Source organism: Desulfomicrobium salsuginis (assembly GCF_054657795.1).
Genome location: NZ_BAAHYA010000002.1, coordinates 2,095,029 through 2,107,366, shown reverse-complemented (window position 1 = coordinate 2,107,366; position 12,338 = coordinate 2,095,029). Strand labels below are relative to the sequence as shown.

At 62.3% G+C, this 12,338-nt stretch carries 13 protein-coding genes; 11 read left to right on the top strand and 2 right to left on the bottom strand.

Annotation, left to right across the window (positions count from 1 at the left end; genetic code table 11):
• The first annotated feature begins 42 nt into the window (after nt 1-42).
• Complete coding sequence (locus tag ACYQ3G_RS16535; RefSeq protein WP_459827645.1) at nt 43-519, top strand: CinA family protein; 477 nt, start codon at nt 43-45, stop codon at nt 517-519.
• Nucleotides 520-579: 60 nt separating this feature from the next.
• On the opposite strand, the gene ACYQ3G_RS16530 is transcribed toward ACYQ3G_RS16535, so the two are convergent.
• A complete protein-coding gene (locus ACYQ3G_RS16530; RefSeq protein ID WP_459827642.1) occupies nt 580-1,041 on the bottom strand; it encodes a hypothetical protein in 462 nt (153 codons plus the stop codon).
• A 202-nt stretch (nt 1,042-1,243) separates the two neighbouring features.
• Between ACYQ3G_RS16530 and ACYQ3G_RS16525 the strand changes: the two genes are divergently transcribed.
• The 10 genes from ACYQ3G_RS16525 to ACYQ3G_RS16480 all read left to right on the top strand — a co-directional run bounded on the left by ACYQ3G_RS16525 (nt 1,244) and on the right by ACYQ3G_RS16480 (nt 11,379).
• A complete protein-coding gene (locus ACYQ3G_RS16525) occupies nt 1,244-1,852 on the top strand; it encodes an L-threonylcarbamoyladenylate synthase (RefSeq protein ID WP_459828338.1) in 609 nt (202 codons plus the stop codon).
• Between the two features lie 411 nt (nt 1,853-2,263).
• Nucleotides 2,264-2,758, top strand: coding sequence for an NUDIX domain-containing protein (locus ACYQ3G_RS16520; protein WP_459827639.1), 495 nt, complete (start codon nt 2,264-2,266; stop codon nt 2,756-2,758).
• A complete protein-coding gene (glgA, locus tag ACYQ3G_RS16515) occupies nt 2,755-4,236 on the top strand; it encodes a glycogen synthase GlgA (protein ID WP_459827636.1) in 1,482 nt (493 codons plus the stop codon). The genes ACYQ3G_RS16520 and glgA overlap by 4 nt, the downstream gene beginning before the upstream one ends.
• Complete coding sequence (locus tag ACYQ3G_RS16510) at nt 4,233-4,541, top strand: isoamylase early set domain-containing protein (protein ID WP_459827633.1); 309 nt, start codon at nt 4,233-4,235, stop codon at nt 4,539-4,541. The genes glgA and ACYQ3G_RS16510 overlap by 4 nt, the downstream gene beginning before the upstream one ends.
• 104 nt (nt 4,542-4,645) lie before the next feature.
• Nucleotides 4,646-5,206, top strand: a complete 561-nt coding sequence (locus ACYQ3G_RS16505; protein WP_459827630.1) for a helix-turn-helix domain-containing protein — start codon at nt 4,646-4,648, stop codon at nt 5,204-5,206.
• Nucleotides 5,207-5,278: 72 nt separating this feature from the next.
• Nucleotides 5,279-6,919, top strand: a complete 1,641-nt coding sequence (locus ACYQ3G_RS16500) for an AMP-binding protein (protein WP_459827627.1) — start codon at nt 5,279-5,281, stop codon at nt 6,917-6,919.
• A 315-nt stretch (nt 6,920-7,234) separates the two neighbouring features.
• Entirely contained in the window at nt 7,235-8,236 is a 1,002-nt protein-coding gene (locus tag ACYQ3G_RS16495; protein WP_459827624.1) for a glycosyltransferase, read from the top strand.
• On the top strand, nt 8,233-9,417 hold the full coding sequence (locus ACYQ3G_RS16490; protein WP_459827619.1) for a glycosyltransferase family protein: 1,185 nt from the start codon (nt 8,233-8,235) through the stop codon (nt 9,415-9,417). Before ACYQ3G_RS16495 ends, ACYQ3G_RS16490 begins: the two co-directional genes overlap by 4 nt.
• Entirely contained in the window at nt 9,414-10,139 is a 726-nt protein-coding gene (locus tag ACYQ3G_RS16485; protein ID WP_459827613.1) for a glycosyltransferase family protein, read from the top strand. The genes ACYQ3G_RS16490 and ACYQ3G_RS16485 overlap by 4 nt, the downstream gene beginning before the upstream one ends.
• A gap of 10 nt (nt 10,140-10,149) precedes the next feature.
• Complete coding sequence (locus ACYQ3G_RS16480) at nt 10,150-11,379, top strand: glycosyltransferase family 2 protein (protein ID WP_459827610.1); 1,230 nt, start codon at nt 10,150-10,152, stop codon at nt 11,377-11,379.
• 218 nt (nt 11,380-11,597) lie between these two features.
• Here the strand turns inward: ACYQ3G_RS16480 and ACYQ3G_RS16475 are convergent, their stop codons facing one another.
• On the bottom strand, nt 11,598-12,338 hold the full coding sequence (locus ACYQ3G_RS16475) for an SDR family NAD(P)-dependent oxidoreductase (protein ID WP_459827607.1): 741 nt from the start codon (nt 12,336-12,338) through the stop codon (nt 11,598-11,600).

Here is a 12,338-nt window from a genome sequence, read left to right as displayed (position 1 = left end):
GCCGCAGACGCAGATGGCACTGCGCGGGCGCAAAGGAGATGCATGGATCTCGATACGCAAGGGCTGGTCCTGTCCCTGGGTGATGTTCTGCGCGGCCGCGGTTGCCGCATGGCCACGGCCGAATCCTGCACGGGCGGCCTGACGGCCAGCACCCTGACGGACGTGGCCGGGAGTTCGGACTGGTTCGAGGGTGGCGTGGTGGCCTACGACAACCGCATCAAGATGCGTCTGCTGGCCGTGCCGGAGGAGGTCCTTGTCCGCCACGGCGCCGTCAGCCGGGAGTGTGTCGAGGCCATGGTCCTGGGCGTGTGCGATCTCATGCGCGTGCCCGTGGGCGTGGCCATCTCGGGCATCGCCGGACCCGGCGGCGGCAGTCCCGAGAAGCCCGTCGGCACGGTCTGGATGGCCTGGAAGTGTTTCGACCGGGTCTGGAGCCGCGTCTTCCTGTTTCAGGGGCAGCGCCGGGAGATTAAGGTGCAGAGCGTTCAGGCCGCCATTTCCGGCCTGGCTCGCGCATGAAAAACGGCGCCTCTGACGAAGCGCCGCAAAAAACGGGAGAAGTGGCCTCGGAACCGGGTGTCAGTTCAGGTAGTCGCCGCGGTTGAATTTGAATTCTTCCGTGGTGGCCAGGATGTCGAGCTCTTCGACCATGCCTTCGAGGTTCTGCCCCAGCCCTGGTTTGTGGGCCAGGTCCGATTTGACATCCCGGATGTCCTGACGAATGTCCGCGAGGAGGTTGTAGCCCTCGCGCAGGTCGCCGTCCGCCGCGCCGATGATCTGGGAATAATTTTCCCATTTTGAAAGCAGGGAACTCATCTTGTCCATGATCGTCTGCTCTGTGGGTTGGGTCAGCATGGCGGCCTGCAGGGCCTGGTCGAGCCGTACCATCGGACCGGTCGGTGTTGCGCCCGTACCGGCCGTGACGGAGCCCGACTGGAGCTCCTGGGCCAGGGCCTGCGCGAACCCTTCGCCGGATGTGTTCCGGGCCGCGTTTTTTTGTTGGAGCTGCAGGGCAGCCAATTGATCCGAGGTGATTTTCATGGCCATCTCCTTCCTTTTTCAACCCAATGAAGCAAAGTCCCTGCCAAGATCGGATTATGTCGCAACATACTGAATCGGAAGATTTTCGTTTGTCCGTGTGGGCAAGGTTTGCCGGGGGCGGCCATCCGCTGTGTCTCCTGTCCCCTACCAGCCGTGCGGGACTGCGGTCAATGCGCGCGGCGGCGGGGTTCCCGTGGCCCTGATGTGGGAGAGCGAAGTCCGTACGCTGCTCGGCGGGGGCCTGGTGGTCTACCCGACCGAGACATTCTACGCGCTGGGCTGCCTGGCCACCCTGCACGCATCCGTCGAGCGCGTCACGGCCGCCAAGGGCCGGCCTGACGGCAAGCCGCTGCCCATCATCATCTCGGGCTGGGACATGGCCGCGCGCTACCTGCGCTTGAACGGGGCGTCACTCGAACTGGCCCATGCGTTCTGGCCCGGTTCCCTGTCCATCATCGTTCCGGTCGACGCTGCGGTCAGTCCCCTGGCCCGTGATCGGCATGGCCGGTCCGCAGTGCGCATGAGCCCGCATCCCGTGGCCGCGCGCCTGTGCCTCGAAGCCGGAGCCCCGCTCATCTCCTCGAGTGCCAACATGAGCGGACGTCCCCCGGCCTGCCGTCCCGGGGATCTCGATCCCGAGCTCCTGCGCGCATCTGGGGCCCTGGTGATGGATGCGACGCCTTGGCCCGCCGGGGGCCTGCCCTCGACGCTGGCCGAAGTCGTCGGTGGGAACGCGGTGCGCATCCTGCGCGAAGGCGCCGTGTCGGCCGCACGCCTCGAAAAAGCCGGATTCGATGTGCTTGCCGAGTAAAAATTCTTGAATTGCCGTTGGCAGCCCGCGCGGGCTGAGGAAATGTCGGTTAAAAAATTTGAATTTGTTTTGTCGGAAAGGGCTTTGGGTGCGCAAGATATGAATCTAGATATTTCAGTAGATTAGGGCGTAATTTTTTTATTTTAGACGTTGTGGCCGTTTTGGCCCGCCCCTTGCTAATACCTTCATAACTTCCTCTTTTTGCCAAAACCGGCTCCCGCACCGCAAGGTCCGGGGGCCGGTTTTGTTTGAGCCCCCTGCATTGGCCTCCCGTACTCAGGCCGCGCACCTCACGGCCCCGTACGCGCATTCTCCGGGCACGGCGCCCTTTCCGCGACATTGTGTTACGATTCCGCGCACGCAACTTTCCCGCTTCAAGTCTTGAAAAAATGGTGCTAACCATGAGTCAGCATGAAACAGGATCAGAACCGGAAATCGCCCGGGCGGGCCGCAGCGCCGCTCTTCGCAGTGCCCTGCGCGCAGTGCGGCGAACCTGCCGTGCCGCGAAATCCCTTCCCCACGGTGGACATCGTGCTCTATCGCGAAGGCCAGGGGGTGTTGCTCATTGAACGCCGCAACCCGCCCCACGGCTGGGCCCTGCCCGGCGGGTTCGTCGACTACGGCGAGAGCGCTGAGCAGGCCGCGATCCGCGAGGCCTTGGAGGAAACCGGCCTCACGGTGCGCCTCACCGGCTTGCTGGGCGTCTATTCCGACCCCGACCGCGATCCGCGCTTTCATACGCTGAGCGTGGCCTTCATCGCCGTGGCCGACGGGGACCAGGCTCCGCAGGCCGGCGACGACGCCGGGAACGCGCGGTTCTTCCCCCTGGACGGGCTACCCGACATGGCCTTCGACCACCGCCGAATCGTCGACGACTTTGCCAGGAGGCTCGCAGCCAACCCATGATCACGCCGCCACACGACATCGTCTTTCTGACGTCGGAAATCTATCCCTTCTCCAAATCCGGAGGACTGGCCGACGTCATGGGCATCCTGCCCCTGACCCTCTCGCGACTGGGCGTGCGCGTCGCCGTCATCACGCCTTTCTACGGACGCTTGTCCACGGGTCAGTACCCCGTGCATCTGGTCCACGAGAACTGCCCGGTGGGCTACCCGTGGCCGGATACCACGGCGGACATCTATCAGGCCGACTACCACGGTCTGCCCGTCTATTTCGTCGAACGCGGCGAATATTTCGACCGCCGCAACTACTACTGCACCGAAAAGGGCGACTACTTCGACAACTGCGAGCGCTTCATCTTTTTCTGCCGCGCCGCCCTGAGCGCCATCCGGCACCTGGACATGCACGCGCGCATCGTCCACGCCCAGGACTGGCACGCCGCCCTGGCCGCGGCGTACATCGCCTTCTGGCGCCGCAGCGACCCCTTCTGGACCGGGGTGCACACGGTCATGTCCATCCACAACCAGGCCTTTCAGGGTCGCTTCTCCTACCGTCTGTTCGAGCAGTCGGGCCTGCCTCTGGAAGCCTGGAACATGGAGGGGGTCGAGTTCTACAACAGTTTCAACCTGCTCAAGGCCGGCATCGCCTACGCCGACAAGATCACCACGGTCAGCCCCAGCTACGCCCGCGAGATCATGACCCCGGAGTTCGGGTGCGGCCTGGAGGGCATCCTCTCGCGCCGCAGCGCGGACCTCGTCGGCATCCTGAACGGCGCGGACTATTCCATCTGGAGCCCCGAGAACGACCCGGTCCTGGAGTGCACCTATTCGGCCCTCAATCCGGACGGCAAACAGGACTGCAAGGCCTATCTGCTCGATATGCTCGGTCTTTCGCCGGGGCTCGAACATCGCCCCGTGCTCGGCTTCATCGGCCGGCTCCGCGGGCAGAAGGGCATCGACATCGTCCTCGACATCGTCCCGGAGCTCATGAAGCTCAACGTGGGGCTCGTGGTTTTGGGCGAGGGCAAGGCCGAGTACGAGGCGCGCCTCATGAGCATCATGGAGGACTACCCGACGCGGGTCTCGGCCATCATCGGCTATACCGAGGAACTGTCCCACGTCATTCAGGCCGGCTCGGACATCTTTCTCATGCCGTCGCGCTACGAGCCCTGCGGCCTGACCCAGATGTACAGCCTGAGCTACGGCACCCCGCCCGTGGCCACGGCCGTCGGCGGCCTGCGCGACACCATCGTTCCCTATCCGGCCGATGGCGCTAACGGTTTCATTTTCGACAGCCCCTCGCCCGCGGCCCTGCTTGCGGCCGTGCGGGAGGCCGTGCGCGTCTGGGAGGACCGGGCCGCCTGGCGGCGGATCCAGGTCAACGCCATGCAGACGCATTTTTCCTGGGAACAATCGGCACGAAAGTATATGGATGTCTACGCGTCCCTGCACGGGGACCTCGCATCACAGTGGAGGATACGATGAGCATAGAGAAGAAGTATCTGAAGACCAAGAACGTATGCCGGACGACATTCCGCATCCCGTCGGATGCGGCCGGCGAGGCCAAAACCGCCTTCCTGGTGGGGGAATTCAATGACTGGTCCATGCATGCCACGCCCATGAAGCGGCTCAAGGACGGCTCCTTCAAGGTCGAGGTGGACCTGCCCATAGGCGCGGCCTACCAGTTCCGCTACCTGCTCGACGACGATCGCTGGGAGAACGACTGGAACGCCGACACGTATTGCTACAGCGAGTTCGGCAACTGCGAGAATTCCGTGGTCGAAGTGTGATCGCGCGCGGATTCTCGTTACTCGATTATCGCTTGGCGATTGCTTTTTGGCCCTGAAAACCGTAGTTCTGCCCTGTTTTCACACTCGTACACAAGGAGCAGGCTATGGACGCGCAACAACCCGCCTACAAGGATATCGCGCCCCGGTTGAGGGGGCTCCGTGACGCCATGGACATGACCGTGGAGGAGGTGGCCGCCCAGGTCGGCGCCTCGGCCGACGACGTCCGCAACTACGAATCGGGCGGGCACGAGATTCCGGTCAGCTACCTCTTCAACGTGGCGCAGGCCTTCCAGGTCGACCTGACCGTGCTCATGTCCGGCAAGGAGGCGCACCTGCACACCGCCTCCCTGGTCCGCAAGGGCAAGGGCATGAGCGTGGAGCGCCGCAAGGACTACGACTACAAGAGTCTCGCCTACCGCTTCGTCGGCCGCAAGATGGAGCCCTTCATCGTCACCGTCCCCCCCAAGGAAAAGTCCGAACTCAAGTTCAACGAGCACCCCGGGCAGGAGTTCATCTACGTGCTGGCGGGCAAGCTCGAAATCACACTGGCCGACGCCGTCCATGTCATGGAGCCCGGCGACAGCCTCTACTTCACCTCGCGCACCCCGCACGCCCTGCGTGGTCTGGATGGCCGGCCGGCCGAGTTTCTGGACGTGATTATCTAGGGGCCAGGCCCGTGCCTGTCCCCCTGAGCCGCATCGTCCCGAACTCCTGAATCCACCACCACCGGAGCACATATGCACACCAAACTGCGCCCCACGTCCTATGAAGAGTTCCAGGCCTCCTTCGCCCTGGACATTCCCGCCAAATACAATTTCGCCTTCGACATGGTCGACGTCGCGGCCGCCCAGGACCCGGACCGCCTGGCCATGGTTCACGTCGATGACGCCGACGTGCGCCGCGAATACACCTTCGGCTATTTTTCCGAGCAGTCCTCCCGGCTGGCTGGCGCCCTGAAAAGCCTGGGCATCGGCCGCGGCGACAAGGTCATGATCATCCTGCACCGCCGCGTGGAGTTCTGGACCGTCATGCTCGCCCTGCACAAGCTCGGCGCCCTCGGCGTTCCGTCCCCGGCCCTGCTGACGGCCAAGGACATTACCTACCGCGTCAATTTCGCCTCCATCAAGGGCGCCATCGTCGACACTTCCGTGCGCGCCACCGTGGAGGCCGCCCAGCCGGACTGCCCGTCCCTGACCACGCTGGTCATGGCCGGCCTGGAGCAGGCCGAAGGGAACTGGCAGAGCTTCTCCGAAATCGCCGCCAAGGCCTCCCCGAGCTTCCCCCGCCCGGCCGACGCGGCCTGCGGCGAGGACCCGGCCACCATCTTCTTCTCCTCCGGCACCACCGGACACCCAAAGATGGTCCTGCACAATTTCAACTACCCCTTCGGCCATATCATGACCGGCTCCTACTGGCACGACATCGAGCCCGGCAACCTGCACCTGACCCTGGCCGACACGGGCTGGGCCAAGTCCGTGTGGGGCAAGTTCTACGGCCAGTGGCTGGCCGGCGGCGTGGTCTTTGTCTGGGATTTCCGCGGCAAGTTCGAGCCGGCCAGGCTCCTGAAGATCATCGCCGACCACAAGGTCACCAATTTCTGCGCCCCGCCGACGGTCTACCGCTTCCTCGTCCGCGAGGACCTCTCGGCCTACGACCTCTCGGCCCTGCGCCACTGCACCACGGCCGGCGAACTTTTGAACGACAGCGTCTTCACCACCTGGGTCGAGAAGCTCGGCATGCCCATCTACGAAGGCTACGGCCAAACCGAGACCACCCTGCAGATCGCCACCTTCCCCTTCATGAAGCCCAAGGCCGGCTCCATCGGCAAGCCCTGCCCAGGCTGGGACATCCGCCTGCTCGACGAGAACGACGAGCCCTGCCCGCCCGGCGTGGAAGGCGAAATCTGCATCGGCATCGACCCCATCCGCCCCGTGGGCCTCTTCTCCTGTTACCTGCAAGACGAAGCCAAGACCCAAAGCGTCATGCACGGCGGCTTCTACCGCACCGGCGACAAGGCCTGGATGGACGAGGACGGCTACTTCTGGTTCCTGGGCCGCATCGACGACCTCATCAAGAGCTCGGGCTACCGCATCGGGCCCTTCGAGGTCGAAAGCGCCCTCATCACCCACCCGGCCGTGGTCGAAGCCGCCGTCACCGGCGTGCCGGACCCGGATCGCGGCCAGGCCGTCAAGGCCACCGTCACCCTGGCAGCCGGCTACGAGCCGTCCGACGCCCTGACCAAGGAACTCCAGAACCACGTCAAGAAAGTGACCGCGCCCTACAAGTACCCGCGCATCGTCGAATACGTGAAGGAACTGCCCAAGACCATCAGCGGCAAGATCAAACGCGCCGAGATCCGGGCCAAGGACCAGGCGTAGGGGGAGGGAAGAGAGCGGGGCGCTGCCCCGCGCCCCGCAAGGGGCGAGCCCCTTGACCCGGGTAGGGGGGATTGATTTTGAGGCCATGCGGTTGCGTGGCCTTTTTTATACGAAGATTGTTTGTGGTTGCGTGATTGTTACGGAATTTCCGTTACGACAGTTCCGTAACGGAAATTCCGTAACGGCGGTTTAACCAGAAATGATTACCGGTTTGTTAGCGTTTAGCCATGCGTGAGTATGGCCTTTTTTTTGCTCACTTGGACGCATGGCATCGTCATTGGTCAATTTTCCGCCCCGTGTGACACGGAGCGATTCATGAAGGCATGGATCTTCTATCCGCCCCTCAAGACCATGTCCGGCGGGTGCATGGTGCTCCTGCAGATCGCCCGCCAGTTGCTGGCCATGGGGCGCCTTGGCGGCGTCCTGTATTGGGAGGCTGCGCCCAAGGGGCCTGATTTCGTTGACCTCCCGTGGATGCGCGCAGGACAGGCCCGCCTGGCCCCTGAGGATGTCTTCCTGGCGCCCGAAGGTTGGCCCAACGCCCTGGTTTTCGGATTCCGCGCACGGTGCCGGACTGTGGTCTACTGCCAGAACTGGGCCTATCTTTTTCATGGACTGGACGCCGGCGTGCGCTGGCGCGATCTGCCCGTGGAGTTCCTGGCCGTATCCGACCCCGTGGCCTGGCATTTGGAACAGGTGCTGGGCAGACGGCCGGCCGTCGTCCGTCCGGCCATCGACGCGTCCGTGTTCCATCCAGGGGCGTCCAAGCCCGAAGGGCCGGTGCGTGTCGGTTTCATGCCGCGCAAGAACAAGGCCCTGGCGGATCAGGTCCGGCGCATTTTCGAGGAGAGAAACCCCGGGGCGGATGTGGAGTGGGTGCCTATTCAGGGCCTGGACAGGGATGGGGTGGCCGGGATGTTGCGATCGTGCCACGTATTCCTGGCCACGGGTTTTCCCGAGGGCTTCGCCCTGCCACCGTTGGAGGCCATGGCTTGCGGCTGCCTGTGCGCCGGTTTTGCCGGCTTCGGCGGGTGGGACTACATGCGGCAGGTCGAAGACGGAAGCTTTTCGCCGCAGGGGTACATGCTCAGAGGCGTCCCCTGGGGCGGTAACGGCTGGTGGTCGGCGGACGGGGATGTGCTGGGCGCGGTGTTGGGATTGGAGAGGGCGTTGGAGGCGAGACTTGCTGGCGACACTGCGCTCTCCGTGGCGCAGAACGGCGCTGCGTGCGCTGCGGCGTACGATGCCTGTTCGCAAGCAGCGGAGATCCTGGCGGCGCTGGACACGGAGCGCACGCTGACGGCGGGCAGACCATGAATCATGGACTGCGCAGGCTGCCCAGGATTCTGCTGCTGTCCGCGCGGCAGCATCTCATGGCCGAACTGGCCGCAGGATGCCGCGCTGTCGGCATCGAACACGCCAGCCTATTTCTGGGCGATGTCTCGTCGGCCGCCGAACTGGAAACGCGCCTCCTGACGGCCATGAACGCGCTTCGACCGGACTTTCTGCTGACCATCAATCATTCGGGTCTGGACCGGGAAGGGCTCGTCAGCGGGATATGCAGGCACATTCGGATGCCTCTGCTCAGCTGGTTCGTGGATCGGCCCGAGCTGTTCCTGCCGGCGTACGCCAACCTTGAGAACCCGTATCTGGCCTACGCGGTCTGGGATGCCGACGCCGTCTCCGGGCTTGAGGCCATGGCCGGGGGCCGCGTGTTCCATCTGCCCTTGGGCGCGGATCTGTCTCGCATCGAATTCCTGCCGCAGGCGCGTCATGAGCGTGACGTGGCATTCGTGGGCAACTCCATGCAGGCCGCCGCGGAGAGGAGTTGGGATGCGTCCGGTCGGCCCGAGGGCGAGCGGGCTTTCTGGGATTCGCGAGCCGTGGGCTTTGCCGTCAGCGAACTGAGGAATGTCGGGGAGTATCTGCGGCAGGAATGGCCAGAAGCATGGGAGTGCCGGCTCGCTCTGGATGGCGAAGAGGCGTCGGCCCTGGATGCGTTCCTGTACTGGCGTTCCACCCAGCACTACCGAACCCGCTGCGTGCGCGCACTGCTCCCCTTTGCCCCCGTTGTGGCGGGCGACGCCCGGTGGCCGGAACTGCTCGGCCACGGGTCGTGGACGCATGGCGGACCCTTGAACTACTATGCGGACCTTCCCGTTTTCTACCGGCTGACCGGAATCAATTTCAACACGACTAGCATGCAGATGAAAGGCGCCCTCAATCAGCGCGTGTTTGACGTGCCCGCCAGCGGCGGCTTTCTGCTGACCGACAGGCGCGACCAGATGGCGGCGGCCTTCGAGGAGCGCACGGAGGTCGTCTGCTACGATTCGCCCGAGGAAATCGGCGATCTCGTGCGGCATTACCTCGGTAATCCGGTCGCCAGGTTGCGCATTGCCGCCAGGGCCAGGAGACGTATCGAGGGGGAGCACTCCTACGCCCATCGCGTGGCGAGCATCTGCAAACACATGCGGGACATGTTCGGGACGCCCGCATGAACCTCTTTACCGTCATATTGCACTACGGGGCGGTGGATCTGACCATGCGCCTGCATCGCCAGTTGCTCGCAAGCGATCCCGGGGAGCGGGACAGGATTCTGGTTTTCGACAACAGTGCCGCACAGCCGTACCATCAGGCCTGGATTCGCTCCGATCGCAACCTCTATTGGGCCGGGGCGTTCGAGTCAGCCGTTGAAACCCTCGCCGCGAGAGGTGCGACGCATGTCTGGTTTCTGAACAATGACCTGGAATTCATGACCAGACCTCCGGTCATCGGGAGGGTGCGCGAACGTCTGGCCAGGGCGGAGCGGTTGCTCGGTCCGGTCGGAGTCTATTCTCCGGCCGTGACGACCAATCCGTACCACCCGCAGATGGTCGAACTGCGCGGCGGCCAGTTCCGCCAGACGCGCTATGTGGACGGGATAGCGCCCCTGGTCAGCCTCGAGTTCTGGCGGAAGACCGGGGGGCTCGACCATGAAGGTAACCCTTACGGCTATGGCGTGGACGTATGGTTTTCGAGCCGGTCGGTAGAGTTCGGATTTTCCTGCGTGGTGGACCACCAAGTGGTGATCCGGCACAGGTACCATTCCACGGCTCGCGAAGTGGCCGGGTTCCTGGGTAAGGCGGCGGCCGCGGAAAATGCGTACCTGACGCGGCGTCTTGGGAGCGATTACCGGTCGGTCATGGACCGGATGGCCCGGGATTTCCGGGAATTGGGATAGAGGGGGAGGCATGCCACGCTACACGGTTGCGGTCATCATACCGGTCTTCAATCAATGGGCCCTCACGGAGGGGTGCCTGCGCAGTCTGCGCGAGCACACGCCGCGCGAGGACGTGCAGGTCATCGTGGTGGACAACGGCTCGACGGACGAGACGGCCCTGGGTTGCGGGCCGCTGGGAAGGGGGTTGTTCGGCGAACGGTTCGAGCATGTGCGGCTGGAGGAGAACATCAACTTCGGGCCGGGTTGCAACCTTGGTGCGAGCCGGGCCGACGCCGAATTTCTGTTCTTCCTCAACAATGACACCCTGCTGACTCCGGGTTGGCTTGCGCCTCTCCTGGGCGCGTTCGATGACAGTCCCAGTTGCGGCGCGTCGGGTCCGCTGCTGCTGTATCCGGACAGGGATCGCATCCAGCATCTGGGCGTGACGTTCACTCCGACCAACCACGTTACGCATCTCTATCACTGTCTGCCCGCGACGCACCCGGTGGTCTCCGTGCGCCGGGAACTGCAGGCCATCACCGGCGCGGCCCTCATGATCCCCGCGGAGATTTTTGGGAGAGCCGAACGGTTCTGGGAAGAGTACCGAAACGGGTATGAGGATTTGGATTTGTGCTGGCAAATTCGTGCGTTGGGTCTGACGCTCCGTTGCGTGCCCGAAAGTCGAATATACCATCTGACCAGCCAGACTCCGGGTCGCTTCGATGCCGAAAGCCATAACGCGCACGTCCTGGCCCGTCGCTGCCAAGGCGCATTCCATCCGGACATGCACCGCTTCGCCCATGCCGACGGCTATGAACTCAGACTCACACCGACACTTACGGCCAACATTGTTCGGGTTCGTCCCGAAGATGAAACGAAAGGGTTCGGTATGGAGCGCCTGTGGGGGGAAATACAGGCTGAGCCGTTATGGGAAGAAGGTTACGAGCGTCTGGTCGAGCTTTTTTTCAAACAGAGGTTGTGGAGCGCCGCGCTGGATGTGCTTCAGCTCCAGCAGTCTTTCTTTTCGACGGAAAAGGTTGTCACGGATTTGGCCAGGGTGGCCAGCAGGCTGGGGGATGCCGCTCTCCTGGCCAATTGCCGCAATACCCTCGACGGATTGCGGCGGGAGGCGGCTTCCAAGGAAGTGCTGAGGAGATTCATGGGCATTCAGCAGTGGGCCCTGGAGTCTCGCGATGACGTTCTCATTGAGATCTGCAGGCGATGGGCGGCAGGCAATATTGGAGGGGCATCACAAGTTTGACATAAATATCGAATTTATTCGCTTTAAATCACAATATTAGTCCTTCAGCAAGGCGCGGAGGTTGCGCAATATTTTTTGGTTCTTCATCGTTTGATGTGGGATTGACCAAACCCAATCAGTTTGTGTAGCCAGTCGTGTGAATTCCACATCAAACGATAGAAAAGATAATTTAAAAAAATAAAGGGTGTACTAAGCGTTCAAAAAGAATACTTTCGCATTTAATCCGGATCATGAAGTAATCCAGAAATGCCCCCATCAATTCCAATACAAGCACCGTGCAAAAAATCCATCCCGCCTTCTGCGATAGCCAAAGCTAGCCGCGCGACCTCTATAGTGCTACCGATACGTAGCTGTGGATGATATGACTCCAGTTTGGCATAGAGTCGCGGATTTTTGATAAAGCCGGCCTTAAGTATCTGCGTTTCAATGGCTGCAGGTTCGATTGTATTGACCCGTACTCTCGGTCCAAGATCAACGGCCAATGCACGGGTTATTCCTGATAAAGCGGCTTTGCTGGTAGCATACGCGACGAAATTCTTTTTGGTCAGACGCGAGTGAATACTCCCAATGTTAACCACACACCCGTGAACCGCTTCCAGTTCAGGCAAAAAGTGTTGAATAAGCAGGAAAGGTGCAAGCAAGTTTACCCGCAACGTCGTGCTCCAATCTTGTCGGGTAAGGTTGTCTGCGCCACCTAGAATTTGGACAGCCGCATTGTTGATGAGAACATCGAGCCTCCCGTCAAAGACCGTTCGAAAAAGAAGATTTTTCGAAGCGGCGTACGTCTCATCTTCGGCATATTGCTCCAAATCCATGGGAATGTAGGCGTCACACGGAAGGCTGGATGAATTTTCAGCCCTGTCGGTGCCAACGATACTATAGTTCGCGTCATGAAAAACCTTTGCCAAGGCAGTGCCTATTCCGCCTGTTATGCCCGTGATGAGACAGATCTTTCCCAA